We start from the raw sequence: 15,809 nt of genomic DNA, 5'->3' as shown, positions 1-15,809 counted from the left end.
CAACTTCGATTAGCTGAGCACCGGGACGGAGGACGGGCGTTCAGTGGCTAACGTTTGGCGCAGAAACGCTCGTAGCAGCCCCACCACCACCGACGGCTCTTCAACATGGGGCAACACACCGACATCGGGCACCACATGAACGGTTTGGATGGCGGCGCGGTTCATGGCGGCCATACGCTTGGTTTTGTCAGGGCGATTAAATCGGGACTTTTCGCCCACGACGATGGTGGTGGGCACGGTAAGTTGGCCAATGTAGCGGGTCAGGTCAAAGCAGACATTCCCTTTGAGGGAAGCCAGCGCGGAGTATTCGGCATTGGGTTGTTGGGTACAGGTGGTGTAAGCCTGCACAATTTCTGCCGTGATGCGATCGGGATGGGCAAACAGAAAGTTGGTAAGAAACTGAGTGACTGCCGTTTCGTTGGCGGCGCCGAATTGGTAAATGAGGCGATCGATGACGGGGGTGCCCGCCAAAATGGCCGGCAGGCTGTAGCCATAGCCCACGCCAAAATCGTCATTGCCGGACGGTGATACCAAAAATAAAGCCTGAAACAGTTCGGGCCGCTGAATCGCCAAGCGCACCACCACTCCTGCCGTTAACGAGGTGGCCGCCACGATCGCCGGAGCCCCGGCCACCTGTTCGATTAAATGCGCAATGATGTCGCAATAATCCTCGGTGCAATACTCGCGCTCGGGATGCGCCGACTGCCCCCACCCCACCAGATCGGGCGCAATGATCCGGTAGTCCGCCGCCAAAGCCCCGTAAATCTTTGACCATTCGTAGGCCGATGAGCCACCGCCTAAACTGTGCAGACAGACTAAGGTGGCTGGTTCAGCGGCATCAGACGCAGTCGCCCATCGGCGATCGGCAGCTTGGGTGTAGTAGGCCATGATGCCCAAGGACGTGGCCGTGACCTTTTGCTCAAAGCCGGGAGGAAGAAATTGCAGCATGAGGGAGCACAAGCAGATTGCTACTGCTAGGGTACCGCCTGACTCGTGAGGGTGGGCAAGGTAAAGCGGAGTTTCAGCGATCGCGACTCTAGTGAGATGCCAGCCTTATGACGGATTACGCTTCGTTGGCCCATCTCCTGAAAACCATCAGGTACTGAACTCAAGGCTCGACCGTTCATAAGGTTGAGCCCGATCGCGATCGGGCAATGATTTCCAGATTAACGGTCGATCACAGGCTGAGGCGGCCGCTGCTGGCGCCCATACACAAAGCCAAAGATGGCGGTCAGCAACCCGGCGGGAGCAGCGATCACGCCTCCCAGGAGCATCATCATCATGCGGGAATAGCGGTAGCTAACGCCCAAATGGGCACCGCTTAACAACGACTCGCTGCCCCACACCCCAAGCCCGCTGAGGCCCCAAAACAGAGGAATGCTAAGGGGCATGACCAGGAGGAAAGTCAGCACGAGCCCCCCGCCCGACCAAGCGTGACGCTGGGAAATGCCTCCGAGCCAGTAGTACAGCCAACCCGTAACGGCAAAGGCGATCGCCACGCCAACCACCAGTGACAGCCCCCGCAAAAAGCCCGCGATCGGTGAAATCAGGGGCCGACTGGCGATCGTCAGGACATCACCGGGCAGGCCATCAAAGGTTTGTTGCCAGTGACCCGCCTCGACTCCCGCCAAATCGGGATCGAACATCGTTTCCCAGTTAGAAGGCGCAAACACGTCCACCGTAAGGGTGCCGAAAGACTGCCACTGGCGGGCGGGGGCCAGCCAATATTGCAGCGTGTATTCCCGATAGACGCCCGCGTCGTCGCTGCTGGGCAAGCCTTGGTAATTCACCGCGATCTCGTGCTGCCCCGAACTCAGCGGCACCTGAAATTCTAGCCCCTGGACTTCTTGATAAAAGCTGGCGTCGTCCCAGTCGTCGGGAATGGTGGGGGCAGCAGTTGGGGTGGCAGCGATAGCCTGCGTTCCATCCAGCGTGACGGTGCCCGATTCCAGCCCAGGGGCAGCAAACAACAGCGCCACGGTGGTTGCTTCTCCCGGATTGTTGATGGTGTAAGTGGCTTGTATATGCGCGTAACGTTCGGTTTCCAGCGGGCGCAAATCGAGCACCAAGTCCTCGTGCACGATCGCTAGGGTCGCCACATCCGTCCACGGTTCGGTGAGCAAATGACCGGGCCACTCCGGATTCGCCATGTTGGCCTGAGCCGGGGGCAACAGCGCGATCGCCCAAACGAGCCCCAGGCCACTCAGCAACCAGGGGAGCGATCGCCCTCGCCGTGACCGTTTGGCCCTCACCCTAAATCCCTCTCCCAAAACTGGGAGAGAGACTTTTTCCGGCCCCCCTGCGCCCAGTTTTGGGAGAAGGGGCTGGGGGATGAGGGAACGGGTGAGGGCAAACAGCTGGTTCAGCAAGTTGTTCATGGCCGTCTCAAGAGGCATTGGGCCTCGACTTGAGCAAGGGGAAATCAGCGATCGCTGGGGCTCGCGCCCTCATATTGGCAAATTATGGCGGCAATGAACGCGATCGCGGTTGTCGCTTTCGTCGTGGGGCGGCCTCGCGCGGATGACGACACCCAAAAGCCAGCAGCGCGATCGGGAAATTGCCACAAATCCAGATGATCCACGGGCGGATCGGCATAGAAACTGTCGGCCCCCGCCCCCAGCACAGCGGAACTCCAGTGGGTGAAATAGTCGTGGCTGACCCGATACAGCGGAAAGTCGCCCACCTGCGGCACCCCCCACCCATCCACCGCGATCGCCGCCGCAACCATGCGCCCCTGCCCTTGCCACAGGTTCGCTGCCGCGATCGCCCCCACCACCCCGGCACTAAACCCAATCAGCACCAGCGGTTCGGCAGGATTCGCTTGTTCTTGCAAAAATGACCAGACCGCCAGGCCATTGAAGGGAGCCTCACGATCGCTGGGGAAAACCTGACCTTCGGCAATGTGTAGCGTACTGCCAATGGTGGTTAGTTGCTGGTTCAGGGCAGCGAGGAAGCGATCGCTCAGCGCCACATCATGAATACCAGGGCAGATAATTAGGGTCATGGGTGAATGGTTACGTAGGGGCGAGGCATTCTCGAAATCACATGCTGGTGATCCCGAACCGTTACTTCGAGAATGCCTCGCCCCTACAGGATATGTGGGGAAACAGATGCCATCACGGCTCGGCCCCAACCCGCCCACACCAGAAATAGGAGCGATACCATCAAATATGGTCTGTCTATTCGTGATTTTGGATGTCGTCTAATTCCACCGTGCAGAATTCCCCCGCCGTTGTAGCCTCACATCCCGGACTGGCTGCCCCCCAGGCGGCCTACGTTCACATACCCTTTTGTCGGCGGCGGTGTTTTTACTGCGACTTTCCCATTGCGGTGGCGGGCGATCGCGCGCGGGGTGAAACGTCGCCCCGCATCCAGTCCTACGTCGATACCCTGTGCCAAGAAATTCAGGTGACGCCTGCCCTGGGAGCCCCACTGAAAACGGTCTTCTTTGGCGGGGGCACACCGTCGCTGCTGGCAGTGGCCCAGGTGGAGCAGATTTTGCAGGCGTTGAGCGATCGCTTTGGCATCAAGCCGAACGCGGAAATTTCCATGGAAATGGACCCCGGGACCTTTGACCGGGTGGCGCTCACGGCGTTGCGGCAACTAGGCGTGAATCGGGTCAGTCTGGGCGTGCAGTCCTTCACCGATACACAACTGGAAGCGTGTGGTCGCACCCATCGACTGGCGGACGTGCAGCAGGCCATTGCAGCTCTCCACGCTGCCGCCATTCCCGGGTGGAGTCTGGATCTGATTTCTGGCCTGCCCCACCAGACCGTCGAGACCTGGAAAATTGCGCTGGAGACGGCGATCGCCTATAACCCTCAACACCTCTCTATTTATGATCTGACGGTAGAGCCCAATACCGTCTTCCATCGCCGCTACACCGCTGGGGCCGATCCCCTGCCGACGGACGACCAGACCGCGGAAATGTATCGTCTGGCCCAATCGCTCCTCACTGCAGCGGGCTACGACCATTACGAAGTCTCGAACTACGCCAAACCCGGCTATCAGTGCCAGCACAACCGGGTGTATTGGGAAAATCGCCCATTTTATGGCTTTGGCATGGGGGCCGCGAGCTACACCCAGGGCCAGCGGTTTCAGCGGCCCCGCACCACCCATGACTATGCCGACTGGCTGCAAACCTATGCGGCGGCGGGGGGACAGTTGGATTTGGAGTCCGTGACGACGGGCGATCGCTGGCTCGATCGCTTGATGATGGGCCTGCGCCTGGCCGAAGGCATTTCCTTAAAAGATTTGGTAGAAGAATTTGGTGAGGAACGAGTTACCCAGTTGCAGAAATGTCTGCGACCTTACCGCCGCCAAGGCTGGGTCGCTGACGAAGAGGAACGGGCAACCGTGGTCAGGTTCACCGATCCCGAGGGCTTTTTGTTTTCCAATGTAGTGCTGGTCAAGCTGTTTGAAACCTTCGATGCGACCTAGCATTCGCCGTGTGCAGGCCGCAGTCATGCAGTAGAATGGCATCTGGAAATTTGCTGGAGCCCTATTGAGGGCGACTGTTGGTTCTTGCCACCATCAGCAATTTCCCACGCGCAGGCACCTCATTATCTCTGACTCACCATGCCCAAGGTTTTAGTATCTGACCCCATCGATCAGGCCGGCATTGATATTTTGTCGCAGGTCGCTCAAGTGGACGTGCAGACCAAGCTTTCTCCCGACGAACTCGCCAACATCATCGGGGACTACGATGCGCTGATGATTCGTTCGGGCACCAAAGTCACCCAAGCCGTGATTGACGCGGGGCAAAACCTCAAAATCATCGGTCGGGCTGGGGTCGGCGTCGATAATGTGGATGTCCCCGCCGCCACCCGACGCGGCATCGTGGTGGTGAACTCCCCCGAGGGCAACACCATCGCCGCCGCAGAACATGCCCTGGCGATGATGCTGTCCCTGTCGCGCTACATCCCCGTCGCGGATCAGTCGGTTAAAGCGGGCGAGTGGAATCGCAAAGCTTTTACAGGCGTCGAAGTGTATAAAAAGACCCTGGGCGTCGTGGGTCTGGGCAAAATCGGTTCCCACGTGGCGACCGTGGCGCGGGCGTTGGGCATGAAGCTGCTGGCCTATGACCCGTTTATCTCGGCGGATCGGGCCGAAAAACTGGGCTGTCGGCTGGTCGAACTGGATTTGCTGTTCCGCGAGGCTGACTACATCACCCTGCACCTGCCCAAAACCCCCGAAACAGCGAACCTGATCAACGCCAAGACCCTGGCCACCATGAAGCCCACCACCCGCATTATCAACTGTGCGCGGGGCGGCATTATCGACGAGGTAGCGTTGGCCGATGCCCTGAGCAAAGACGTGATTGCCGGAGCCGCCTTGGACGTGTACGCGGAAGAACCCCTGGGGCCGGATTCGCCGTTGCGATCGCTCGACCGCAAAGCCATCTTGACTCCGCACCTCGGCGCTTCGACCGAAGAAGCCCAGATCAACGTCGCCACCGATGTCGCCGAACAAATTCGCGATGTGCTGCTGGGCTTGCCTGCTAAATCAGCGGTGAACATCCCCGGTCTACGAGCCGACGTGATGGAGCAAATGCGCCCCTATCTGCAACTGGCAGAAACCCTGGGCAACCTGGTGGGCCAACTGGCGGGCGGTCGCATCGAGTCGCTGAATGTGCAAATGCAGGGCGAACTGGCACAAAAAGATAGCCAGCCCGTCGTCATTGCGGCGCTGAAAGGCTTACTCTCCCACGCCTTGCAAGAGCGAGTGAACTACGTCAACGCCAACATTGAGGCCAAAGAGCGGGGCATTCACGTCATCGAAACCCGCGACACCGACGTAAAAGGCTACACCAGCTCCCTGCGCCTGACCGCTGTCGGCTCCCTGGGCGAGCATTCCGTCAGTGGCGTCTTGTTGGGGGGCAGCGAGATTCGCGTTACTGATATCGACGAATTCCCCATCAACGTGCCGCCGACCAAGCACATGCTGTTTACCCTGCACCGCGACATGCCGGGCATCATCGGCAAAATTGGCTCGCTGTTGGGCAGTTTCAACGTCAACATTGCCAGTATGCAGGTGGGCCGCAAAATTGTGCGGGGCGATGCGGTGATGGTGCTGAGTATCGATGATCCCCTGCCAGAGGGTATCTTAGATGAGATTACAAAGGTGCCCGGCATTCGGGATGCTTATACCGTGAGCCTTTAGATCGCATCTGCTCTGCACGCGAGAGAGAATCCATGACCTTGGTCAATAGCTGGTGGGAAGTTCAGGTTTTGTGCGACCCCGCGTTGGAAGATACCGTCTTTTGGCGGTTTGAAACCTTTGGGGGGCACGGCACTGCCAGCCAGCGGCGGACTCACTTTCGGCAGATTCAGGCGTATTTTCCGCAGGATGAGTTTGAGCTGCTGGACTTGGCGGCCCTGGCGTTGCGCATCAAGCAAGACGCGATTTGTTCACAGCTGGCCATTCCCCAAACGACCTGGCGGCTGATTGACGAAGAAGACTGGTCGAAAAGCTGGAAAGATCACTGGTCGCCCCAGGAGATCGGCGATCGCCTGATCATCAATCCCGCCTGGATGGATAAGCCCGAGGGCAGCGATCGCCTGATCCTGCAACTCGATCCGGGGGCGGCGTTCGGCACAGGCACCCACCCCACCACCCAACTCTGCCTGGAATCGTTGGAAATGCGCGTCGACTCCGACACCCCCGACGTGACGGTAGCGGATATTGGCTGCGGCTCTGGCATTCTCTCTATTGCGGCGCTGCTGCTGGGCGCCAAGCACGCCTACGCCGTCGATCTGGATGCCCTGGCGGTGCGCGCCACCCAAGAAAATGCGGCCCTCAATGGATTCACCGCTCCTCAAATCGAGGTTCAACAGGGCAGTCTCGATACCCTGATGAAGACCCTGGAAAAACCCGTCGACGGCATTCTCTGCAATATTCTGGCAGAGGTGATTGTCGATCTGATCCCGCAGCTCAGCGAAATCGCCCATCCCCAGAGCTGGGGCATTCTCAGCGGCATTTTGCTGGAGCAGTCGAAGCTGGTGGCCGACACGCTGGAGCAGCATGGCTGGGTCGTCGCCACCCTGTGGCGGCGCAAAGAGTGGTGCTGTTTAAATATTCGCCGCTCATAGGGGCAAACGGCGTATCTATTTAGCATCAGGCTGCTACTGATCCCCCTAAATTCCCCTTAACAAGATATTCTGAGCCCCCTTGGCAAGGGGGCAGCGACAGCGGAGGATCTCAATCCCCACTAAGGAATGGGAACTTAATTAAGTGTGAACAGCCGTCTCGGCTGTTCAAGTGCAGGCAAAAGGCTACCGAAAAAACTTAGGTTTTATAAAATCCTGATTCCTAAACAGATACCGAACGGCCTTCGCCCCTACATGTGGGGGTATTGTAAACAGGCGTTGGGATGAAAGGCGATCGCGACTGTAAGCGCGCAATTTGACGATGGTATTGACCCCTTAATCATCATTGCCGATCGCCTTGCTCCGACCGATATTGCTCGCCCCTACGACAGAGGCTGCTGTCGTTGCCGCATGGTTTTCGTGATCTGTTTCCAGCGGCGCTTGGTGTTTTGGTGAGCATGTCCCTCACGACGCTGTTCGATCCATTGCTGCTCACGCTGAAGCTTTTGATAGCTTTGTAGGCGCTGAGCGGTCAGTTGCCCCGCCGCGATCGCCGCTTGCACAGCACAACCGGGTTCTTGGTCATGCTGACAATCGCGGAACTTGCAATCAGCGGCCAGTGCCTCAATGTCGGCAAAGGTTTCTGACAAGCCGGCACCCACCTGCCAAAGCTGCAGCTCTCGCATGCCCGGTGTGTCAATCAATAAAGCCCCGGACGGTAGGCGGATGAGTTGCCGATGGGTGGTGGTATGACGGCCACGGCTATCGTCAGCCCTGACAGCTTGAGTGCTTTGTTGGGCATCACCCAGCAGATAGTTGGTCAAGGTCGATTTGCCCACCCCCGATGAACCAATGAGGGCAACGGTTTTGCCCGGTTGCAAATAGGGATCGAGCTGTGACAGCCCCCGCCCGAGTTCGGCACTAACGGCATGAATGGGCACCCCAATCGCGATCGCCGCCACCTGGGCGATCGTTGCGGCCACATCCGTGCAGACATCGACCTTATTCAACACAATGACGGGACTCGCCCCACTATCCCAAGCGGTGACCAAATACCGCTCAATGCGCCGCAGGTTAAAGTCGCCGTCCAATCCCGACATCAGGAAAACCGTATCCACATTGGCAGCCACAACCTGACCCGCCGTTGTCGTACCCGCGACCTTGCGGACAAACTGACTCGTCCGGGGCAACACTTGGTGAATGGTGGCGGTATTTTGTGTGGCATGGGGTTCTACAACCACCCAGTCACCCACCGCAGGCAACATTAATGGGTCAACCGTACGGTGCTGCAACTGCCCCGTTATTTGCGCCGGGTATGCGACGGTGCCGGTGTGAACCCGATAGGCGCCCCGTTGCTCCGCAATGACGCGAGCGGCCACCCAAGCAGCTTGCTCAAAACTTGCAAACGCAAGCGCACTGGTGCTGTTGGCGCACCAGCCAAACTGTTCTAAATTCAATGCTTTGTCCTCTAAGAAACCAATTGCTAGGCAAGGTCCTTAAGGAACTCGAAACTATCGAGAGTGAAGCAGCAGCTTCTGACCTTGCCGATTAAATCAAGAGTTGCGTAGCGTTGATTACCGACTCAGCCATAAAACACCTTCCCGACTAAATTCAAGGATTATTTGTAGTATAACGAGTTCACACGGTGGCAATCTGGCGGATGTGTGATTGCACCAAAATCTTAATGGTTGGTTGGAAAGCTTACCGCGTACTACTCATCCTGCAACTGGATCTAGGGTATTCTTAGCAGTATTTTGCTAAAGCAGTCGGAGCTAGTAACGGACACGCTAGAGCAGCATGGTTGGGTGGTGGCGACGCTGTGGCGACGGCAGGAGTGGTGCTGCCTCAACATCCGCCGCTCTTAGGTCTCATCTAGCTTCAGCCAGGGAAATCCGACCTCACCGCTCCAGTTCTGGACTTCGACGTGGTTTAGCTCACTGCCTGGTTACCAAACCAACCTTGAAACCAAGACGTTAGCCTCCTTAAAGGCGATCTCAGCTTTTTAAGAGCAATCTGACGGTTGTCCTGAGCAAGTTCATAATCCGGCCTAATTTCTAGCGCTTTATCATAGCTAGCGATCGCGTCCTCATAGCGCCCTAAGTCATCGAGGGCAATGCCGCGGTTGTACCACGCTTCGTGGTAGTCAGGTTTAATCTCGACGGCGCGCTCATAGCTGGCAACGGCCTCTTCGTAGCGCCTTAAGTTATAGAGGGCAAGACCGCGGCCGTACCACGAGTGGTAATTATCTGGTTCGATGTCGACGGTGCGCTCATAGCTGGCAATGGCCTCTTCATAGCGCCTTAAGTTATAGAGAGCAAGACCGCGGCCGTACCACGCATAGTGATTATCTGGTTCGATGTCAACGGCGCGCTCATAGCTGGCAATGGCCTCTTCGTAGCGCCTTAAGTTGTAGAGGGCAAGGCTGCGGCCGTACCACGCGTAATGATTATCTGGTTCGATGTCGGCGGTGCGCTCATAGCTGGCAATGGCCTCCTCGTAGCGCCCTAAATTATGGAGGGCAAGACCGCAGTTATACCAAGTTTCGTGATAGTCGGGTTTTATCTTGACGGCGCACTCATAGCTGGCAATGGCCTCCTCATAGCGCCTGAGTTTGTAAAGAACGTTGCCTTGTAGATATAAGCTTTCGGCTTCGCAGACAGGAACATGACTCGCCTTGTCCCAGCTTACCCAGCCGCTGCGGCTATCCTGATTCTCAAACTGAATGAGGCCTAAGTCATACAACAACCGAAACTGCTGGTCGCTCTGGATAGTGGGATTATCCAGCAAATCTTTAATTTCCAAAGCCCGCTGAATCCGTTCGCCCGCTGAGAGATTCTTAATTTGGCTCGGGTCTTCGAGACGACAGTCTTCCACCTGCTGCTTCAGGGTGGCGTCGTCATCTTGCAGCTCAAACACGCCCGATCGCCAATCAAAAAAGTCCGGTGCCCGGCGCTTCAGGTACTTCACCAAAAACAGCGGCACTAGAAACACAAAACATACAGGCAGCTCATTGCGAAAGCGATCTCGCTGCTGGTTCAGATTCCGCAAAATGGGCGGTACGTCTTTCCAGCTATAGTTCTGAATCTCCGCTTTCGTCCAGCCGCTTTGTCGCTTGGTTTCCTCATAATCCAGCAGCGAGTGCTCCATGCCCTGCACAAACACCACATCCGCCGGATGCTCCGCCACAAATGCAGCCGCAAACCCAAAAAAGTCCCCATCTTTTAGCGGCTCCCTCAGCGTCAACTCTGCACAGCGCTTCTGTGGTAAATCTTGTTTCAATTCGTCAATCAGCTGGCGGCCCTGACTCGGCGAGCAGCGCACAAACAAAATGCCAAAGCCCTCTTGCCGCCGCAACGCCCGCAGCAGCGCCCCATACTCCGCGTCAGCGTCGTAGTCCGGCAGTTCCGACAGGTCGAGTTGGTCTAGCGGGTCAATCGCCATGGGACTCATCCTCCTGCGCGGCTTGATGTTGCTCCACCGCGTTCACAAACGGTTCCAGTTTTTGAATCAGCGGATGCACGTCGTGCCAGCGCACGATCCGCAAATCATCATCAGCCTCTTCCACCAGGCGATATTCCAACACGCAGCGGTTAAACAGCAGTTCGCGATAGTCGTCATCATTGGGAATGCGCTTCGTCTGAGCCACCTCCGCCAGCTTCGCCCAGTCCACCTCATCCACCGCATTGCGATAGTCTTCGCGCCCCTTGGCAACAGCCCGCAACATCGCCTGCCGCCGGATGGGCAACTCATCCGTCCAGTTCAGCGCGGTTTGCACCAACTGCATCAGCTCTCGCATGTGCCCCCCACTGATCAAGCACAAGCTGTCGAGTACGGTCTCCGTTTCAAAGACCTCTGGCACCAGCGCCCGGTCGGTAAAATGCCCTACTCGCTTCGCCACCAGCTCCTTCATTTTGGCCAATCCCGGCTCATGAATCGTGCCGTCGCGCCGCCGTACCATCACCATTGGCAACACATGAATATCGCCATAGTTGTCCCGCAGTTGCGACGATCGGTTCGAGTACACCAGCGAAATCGGCACCGTGTAGATCACATTGCAGGCCAGCCGACACATCTGACTGCTGTAGTCAATAAAGATTTCATCGTGGTTGGTCTTGCCATCGTCCTGCCGAATCAGGCCAATCCGGTCAAGGTTGTCGGCAATCACCACCAGTTCTTGCGCTGCCAGGTTGCGTTGGGCCTCAGCAATAAATTCGTTCAGCGCGTCAATCAGCGAAATCGAGTGAATATCCACCTGTTCTCGAATCGTTTTTCGCGTCGTCGGCACCTGGCGCAGCGTTGCCGTTAACGTGGTGAACTGCCCAATCTGCTGCTGTAGCGTTAAATCATCAAACTCGATTTCGGTCAGGGCCAGATCTTTCAACGATTGCCAGCGCGACCTAAGCCAGCCCACCAACGGCCCCGGATTCGCCTGTCGCTGGAGGTCATCGAGCAGGTGCCGCGTGCAGGCCAGCAAAATATCCGTGTACTTGGCGTCGGTGTCGTCCAGATCATCCGTCGCTTCAAAGTAGACAACTTTGCGCTGCTGCGACTCCAGATACCGCCGCAGTCGCCGCAGTTCTGTGGATTTGCCGACGCCCCGATGCCCGGTGTAAAGCTGATACGTCGGCTGATTCGAGCGAATGATGTTGCGCCCCACTTCGTTGATGATGTTCTCATCACCCCGCACCTCATGGCATTGCACATAAAACGGGTCGTCCGGCTCTAACGGGCGCTTGGGGTCAAAGGCGTTGTAAATCTGGGTCAGCAGTTTTTCGCTCACAGTCGCACTATCTCACCACAGTTCAGAAACGTGCATTTCAGGGGTACTGCAATTTTAGGAGATGTGTCAGCAGATGGACCGTCAGTGCAGTTTCACCGCTTTGATAGCAAGCCAACTTTAGCAGCGCACGGTTGGGACGAGATCGCACTCCTCCGAGCGATCCTGCAAATTGCCAGCGGCATCATGCTGCGACCACATCACCACCCTCCAGGCCATGTGACCGACGAGTAACTTGCCGAGCAGTGCCCTATCGATCGAGCACCGGCTGTGTCTCAGTCGCACAGTCACGCTCAGTCAAGACACCATTCAGAAAGACATCGGACAGTCCTTGAGCAAAGGCTTGCACCTGCTCCGACGTGTTGGCTTGGTCGCCCAGCGCTGAGTGGGTAAAGCCCGCGATCGCAAACATCCCCAAGAAGATTTGGGCTAACACCCGAGGATTGAGGGGACGATAGATGCCGCGATCAATCGCGGTTTGAAAAAAGGCTTCCGTCACATCGACCATTTTGGCTAGCATTTCGCCCTGCACCGGCCCCTGCAACTCTGGATGCAGTTGGGCTTCCATAAAGCACACCCGCATCAAATCAGCATTGCGGGGAATGTCGTCAATGCGATGCTGCATGACCTGATCGATCGCCTTGTAGTTCGCCATCTCGCTCAGCTCAGTCAGCAGGTCGGTGAGCAACTCGGTCCACCCATCCGCCGCCACCTTCAGCAAAATGGCCTTCTTGCTTTCAAAATGTCGAAACAGCGTCCCCTCGGCGACGCCTGCCGCCTGCGCGAGATCGCGGGTCGTGGTGCCGCCATATCCCTGGCGGGCAAACAGTTGCTGAGCCGCCTGCAAAATTTTGGTTTCTGTGTCGTTTTCCAGGCCGGTTGCAGCGGGGGAGTAATAAGCAACCATAATAGAGAACCACTAATGACATTCATAGAGCACTCGTGTGCTAAGGCTATTTTGCAGCGGGTGAGAACGCGATCGCTGCTCAGATTCACATAACCTCACACTCAGCGACAAAAGTCAGTCAATCACGGCTGAATACAAAATAATCGGTCAATCCCGATAGAAAAATTTATCTTTCACGAATTAATTTGGGGCCTGCCGTGGCTGCTTCTGCCGACAATTTTGGCGCATTCCCAGCCTAAAGGACTAGCTACGTTCTGAAGATTATCAGACAAAAAATTGTGGCCAGAATTTTAAGAAACGCATAAAAATTGGACAACCGAATTAAATGTTCTGGAAAACCGATCTACTTCCAAACAGTAAGGAAAACCCTAATTAAACAGGTGCTCTAAACCGAAATCAGCAATCTCAGCAAGTTGATAAGATTTAATTGTGAAAGTTAGTTGACCAGAGTTATTGGCCGTTGCCAACTTTCCGCTAGCCGGAGTCCTATTCCCAATAGGAGCCGTTAATCGAGAGCTCAGGAGGTTGTTTTTATGACACTTGCACTTCGTCAAACACCCTTTGGTGAATTTGGCTCGCTGCAAAGAGAAATGAACCGTTTATTTGACTCTATCAGCCCCTTCAGAGATGACGATGTTACCTTCAAAGGCTTCATGCCAGCGGCTGAATTGACCGAAACCGATGACGCGATCGCCCTGAAAGTCGAATTGCCGGGTTTGAAACCAGAAGACGTTGACATTCAAGTCACAGAAGACTCGGTCGTCATTAGTGGCGAACGCAAATCGGAAGAAACGACCGAAGAAAATGGCATGACTCGCAGTGAATTTCACTATGGTTCATTCCGTCGCGTCATCCCACTGTCGACTCGCATTGACAACAGCAGCGCCACTGCTGACTACAACGATGGAATTCTGAAGTTGCACTTGCCCAAAGCAGCAGAAGAGCGCAATAAAGTTGTCAAAATTTCGCTTAGCTAGTGGCTCTACAGCACTAAGCGATCAATCGATAGCTAGAATCTTTAGGCATCTCTTTGATGTAAAGAGATGCCTCTTTTTTATGCAAAATCTCTCGGCTATAAATTCTTCCTTTTCTCAAGCAAATGGAGGAGAGACAAAAGCCGACTTACCGTATTTTCGGGGAGAAGGGTTGAGATGATGGGCGTGCGTTAATAGAGGTTGAAGGGGCAATTCAGCCGCTTCTCTGGCGTGAGAGAAGAGGGACGGGGAAGGAGGCTTGAGAGAACGGGGACGATGGATGCATCGGATGGCCGCGATCGCTACCCCTTTCGAAAAGCAGTGGGCGTCACCCCAGTGAGTTGCCGAAACTGCTTGGTCAGGTGACTATGGCTGCTAAAGCCGCAATCGAAGGCGATATCGATAATGGGGCGATCGCCCTGTTTTAACAAACGCTTGGCCCGCTCGACCCGCTGCTGAATCACATATTGATGGGGCGACACCCCAATCGATTGTTTGAACATGCGGCCAAAGTGAAACGGGCTCATGGTCAAGAGCTGGGCCAAATCAGCCAATTTGATGTCGTGGGTGAGATGGTTGTCCACGTAGTCCAAAACCTGGCGCAGTTGATAAGGCGGCAAGCCCCCCTCGTATTGAGGCAGTTGCGCCTGAGTGCTGCCATGTTGTCGCAGCAGTTGCACCGTCAGAGCTTGAGCTAAGGAATCTAAGTACAGTGCCCCACCGGGGTGTTGATGCTGCAACTCAGTTAGCATCAGCGTGGCGATCGCGGCAATTTGTCCACTGCGACTCTGAAAGGTGGGCACCAGTGTCAGGCGATCGCCCACACCAGCCAGCGTTTCCTGGGCCACCGAGCGCAGCCAGCGATCGCTGACCTGCAACTGCAAACAATTTTCGGTATCTTGCCAGCGCGCAAAAAATGACAAATCAGCAGGCGTCACGGTGAAATCGCCATGGCGATAGAGCGCATCATGGCACTTCCCGTCTTGCGCCTGATGATACCGAATCGGACGCGGAGTCAGACTGACAAACAATGTGTGGCGATCGGGGCTGTGAACGATGCCTTCCCCCGGTGGATATTGCAAATGCTCGAGCTGAATGTCGGGTGTTTGGGGCGAGCTGGCGATCGCAGGCGGCGACTCTGGCGGCAAATCTGATTGCGGTTGCGAAGCGGCCATCAGTTCCACAGGTTCCTACTGGCGATGTATGCAAGCGGCTCGATATCTCTAAGCAATTGCCGCCACCCAAACCCGTGAACGGCGAAAAAGGTTGCGTTTATTTTAGGTTGTCCCCCCGGACGAGGCAACTCACCGCAAGAAAGTGACAGTCTCGCAAAAACGTGAAAGCGCCACCCCGCCCCTCTCCGTAGGCTAAGGATGTCTTCATTGAGGAATCAATCCATGCAACTCGTAATCTTTGGTGCGACTGGAACTGTCGGTGCGCAGGTCGTTCAGCAGGCTCTGGAACAGGGACATACCGTCACCGCCTTTGCCCGCAATTTGTCCAAGCTCGATATTCAACATCCACAACTCAACCTCACTCAAGGGGATGTGATGGATGCCTCGGCAGTCGAACAGGCCATTCGGGGAAAAGACGCTGTCGTGTGTGTGCTGGGGGCGGGCAAAAACTTAAAGAGCACCATTCGCTCAGAGGGCACCCGACAAATCATCCAGGCGATGGAAAAGGTGGGGCTACGCCGACTGATTTGCCTTTCAACCCTGGGCACGGGAGATAGCTGGGGCAATCTGGACTTCTACTGGAAATACGTCATGTTTGGCTTCATTTTGCGCCAGGTGTTTGCCGACCACGAACGACAGGAAGCCCTGGTGCGCAACAGCAACCTGGATTGGACCATCGTGCGTCCAGGAGCCCTAACCGATGGCCCACTGACCGGAGAATATCGCCACAACTTTCCCAGCAGCGATCGCAACATCACCCTCCAAATTTCTCGGGCCGACGTGGCGGATTTCATCCTCAAGCAACTCTCGGATCAATCCTCTCTGTATCAAGCCGCCAGCTTGTCTTACTAAATGGCGACTGGCATCTATCGCCCCTGGGGAAATCGG

At 56.1% G+C, this 15,809-nt stretch carries 14 protein-coding genes; 6 read left to right on the top strand and 8 right to left on the bottom strand.

Features of this window, described 5'->3' with window-relative positions; translation table 11 throughout:
• Positions 1-9 precede the first annotated feature (9 nt).
• The 3 genes from DYY88_RS21640 to DYY88_RS21630 all read right to left on the bottom strand — a co-directional run bounded on the left by DYY88_RS21640 (position 10) and on the right by DYY88_RS21630 (position 3,004).
• Complete coding sequence (locus DYY88_RS21640) at positions 10-948, bottom strand: alpha/beta fold hydrolase (protein WP_039729161.1); 939 nt, start codon at positions 946-948, stop codon at positions 10-12.
• A gap of 218 nt (positions 949-1,166) precedes the next feature.
• Complete coding sequence (locus tag DYY88_RS21635) at positions 1,167-2,396, bottom strand: hypothetical protein (RefSeq protein WP_152624710.1); 1,230 nt, start codon at positions 2,394-2,396, stop codon at positions 1,167-1,169.
• Between the two features lie 26 nt (positions 2,397-2,422).
• Positions 2,423-3,004 (bottom strand): hypothetical protein, encoded by a 582-nt coding sequence (locus tag DYY88_RS21630; RefSeq protein ID WP_039729163.1) that lies wholly within the window; start codon positions 3,002-3,004, stop codon positions 2,423-2,425.
• A gap of 191 nt (positions 3,005-3,195) precedes the next feature.
• Here DYY88_RS21630 and hemW point away from each other — a divergent pair, with 191 nt between their 5' ends.
• The 3 genes from hemW to prmA all read left to right on the top strand — a co-directional run bounded on the left by hemW (position 3,196) and on the right by prmA (position 7,091).
• Positions 3,196-4,440, top strand: a complete 1,245-nt coding sequence (hemW, locus tag DYY88_RS21625) for a radical SAM family heme chaperone HemW (protein WP_044148833.1) — start codon at positions 3,196-3,198, stop codon at positions 4,438-4,440.
• A gap of 138 nt (positions 4,441-4,578) precedes the next feature.
• A complete protein-coding gene (gene serA, locus DYY88_RS21620) occupies positions 4,579-6,162 on the top strand; it encodes a phosphoglycerate dehydrogenase (RefSeq protein WP_039729164.1) in 1,584 nt (527 codons plus the stop codon).
• 32 nt (positions 6,163-6,194) lie between these two features.
• Positions 6,195-7,091: a 50S ribosomal protein L11 methyltransferase gene (gene prmA / locus DYY88_RS21615; RefSeq protein WP_242517655.1), complete on the top strand. Its 897-nt coding sequence runs from the start codon at positions 6,195-6,197 to the stop codon at positions 7,089-7,091.
• Positions 7,092-7,471: 380 nt separating this feature from the next.
• Here prmA and rsgA read toward each other — a convergent pair whose 3' ends face one another.
• Positions 7,472-8,545, bottom strand: coding sequence for a ribosome small subunit-dependent GTPase A (gene rsgA, locus DYY88_RS21610; RefSeq protein WP_039729165.1), 1,074 nt, complete (start codon positions 8,543-8,545; stop codon positions 7,472-7,474).
• A gap of 282 nt (positions 8,546-8,827) precedes the next feature.
• Here rsgA and DYY88_RS21605 point away from each other — a divergent pair, with 282 nt between their 5' ends.
• Complete coding sequence (locus tag DYY88_RS21605; RefSeq protein WP_367889318.1) at positions 8,828-8,953, top strand: 50S ribosomal protein L11 methyltransferase; 126 nt, start codon at positions 8,828-8,830, stop codon at positions 8,951-8,953.
• Between the two features lie 64 nt (positions 8,954-9,017).
• Here the strand turns inward: DYY88_RS21605 and DYY88_RS21600 are convergent, their stop codons facing one another.
• From DYY88_RS21600 to DYY88_RS21590, 3 genes are all read right to left on the bottom strand, one after another.
• The gene (locus tag DYY88_RS21600) at positions 9,018-10,529 is read right to left on the bottom strand and encodes a tetratricopeptide repeat protein (protein WP_052288669.1); all 1,512 of its coding nucleotides are present in this window, start codon (positions 10,527-10,529) and stop codon (positions 9,018-9,020) included.
• The gene (locus tag DYY88_RS21595) at positions 10,519-11,868 is read right to left on the bottom strand and encodes an AAA family ATPase (protein ID WP_044148836.1); all 1,350 of its coding nucleotides are present in this window, start codon (positions 11,866-11,868) and stop codon (positions 10,519-10,521) included. Before DYY88_RS21595 ends, DYY88_RS21600 begins: the two co-directional genes overlap by 11 nt.
• A gap of 247 nt (positions 11,869-12,115) precedes the next feature.
• Positions 12,116-12,772 (bottom strand): TetR/AcrR family transcriptional regulator, encoded by a 657-nt coding sequence (locus DYY88_RS21590; RefSeq protein ID WP_044148837.1) that lies wholly within the window; start codon positions 12,770-12,772, stop codon positions 12,116-12,118.
• A gap of 533 nt (positions 12,773-13,305) precedes the next feature.
• Between DYY88_RS21590 and DYY88_RS21585 the strand changes: the two genes are divergently transcribed.
• Positions 13,306-13,749 (top strand): Hsp20/alpha crystallin family protein, encoded by a 444-nt coding sequence (locus tag DYY88_RS21585; RefSeq protein WP_039729167.1) that lies wholly within the window; start codon positions 13,306-13,308, stop codon positions 13,747-13,749.
• Positions 13,750-14,048: 299 nt separating this feature from the next.
• Here the strand turns inward: DYY88_RS21585 and DYY88_RS21580 are convergent, their stop codons facing one another.
• A complete protein-coding gene (locus DYY88_RS21580) occupies positions 14,049-14,921 on the bottom strand; it encodes a helix-turn-helix domain-containing protein (RefSeq protein WP_084607183.1) in 873 nt (290 codons plus the stop codon).
• Positions 14,922-15,143: 222 nt separating this feature from the next.
• Between DYY88_RS21580 and DYY88_RS21575 the strand changes: the two genes are divergently transcribed.
• Positions 15,144-15,773, top strand: coding sequence for an NAD(P)-dependent oxidoreductase (locus DYY88_RS21575; RefSeq protein ID WP_039729168.1), 630 nt, complete (start codon positions 15,144-15,146; stop codon positions 15,771-15,773).
• The last annotated feature ends 36 nt before the right edge of the window (positions 15,774-15,809 follow it).

The sequence above is a fragment of the Leptolyngbya iicbica LK genome (genome assembly GCF_004212215.1).
GTDB lineage: Bacteria > Cyanobacteriota > Cyanobacteriia > Phormidesmidales > Phormidesmidaceae > Halomicronema > Halomicronema iicbica.
The sequence above is the reverse complement of the archived record's forward strand: the minus strand, read 5'-3'. Positions and strand labels throughout refer to the sequence as shown.

Bases quoted from the DNA above. Each gene is read 5' to 3' on its own strand.
- DYY88_RS21600 (WP_052288669.1), bottom strand. From the start codon at position 10,529: ATGGCGATTGACCCGCTAGACCAACTCGACCTGTCGGAACTGCCGGAC.
- DYY88_RS21635 (WP_152624710.1), bottom strand. From the start codon at position 2,396: ATGCCTCTTGAGACGGCCATGAACAACTTGCTGAACCAGCTGTTTGCC.
- serA (WP_039729164.1), top strand. From the start codon at position 4,579: ATGCCCAAGGTTTTAGTATCTGACCCCATCGATCAGGCCGGCATTGAT.
- hemW (WP_044148833.1), top strand. From the start codon at position 3,196: ATGTCGTCTAATTCCACCGTGCAGAATTCCCCCGCCGTTGTAGCCTCA.
- DYY88_RS21640 (WP_039729161.1), bottom strand. From the start codon at position 948: ATGCTGCAATTTCTTCCTCCCGGCTTTGAGCAAAAGGTCACGGCCACG.
- DYY88_RS21590 (WP_044148837.1), bottom strand. From the start codon at position 12,772: ATGGTTGCTTATTACTCCCCCGCTGCAACCGGCCTGGAAAACGACACA.
- DYY88_RS21630 (WP_039729163.1), bottom strand. From the start codon at position 3,004: ATGACCCTAATTATCTGCCCTGGTATTCATGATGTGGCGCTGAGCGAT.
- DYY88_RS21585 (WP_039729167.1), top strand. From the start codon at position 13,306: ATGACACTTGCACTTCGTCAAACACCCTTTGGTGAATTTGGCTCGCTG.
- prmA (WP_242517655.1), top strand. From the start codon at position 6,195: ATGACCTTGGTCAATAGCTGGTGGGAAGTTCAGGTTTTGTGCGACCCC.
- DYY88_RS21580 (WP_084607183.1), bottom strand. From the start codon at position 14,921: ATGGCCGCTTCGCAACCGCAATCAGATTTGCCGCCAGAGTCGCCGCCT.
- DYY88_RS21575 (WP_039729168.1), top strand. From the start codon at position 15,144: ATGCAACTCGTAATCTTTGGTGCGACTGGAACTGTCGGTGCGCAGGTC.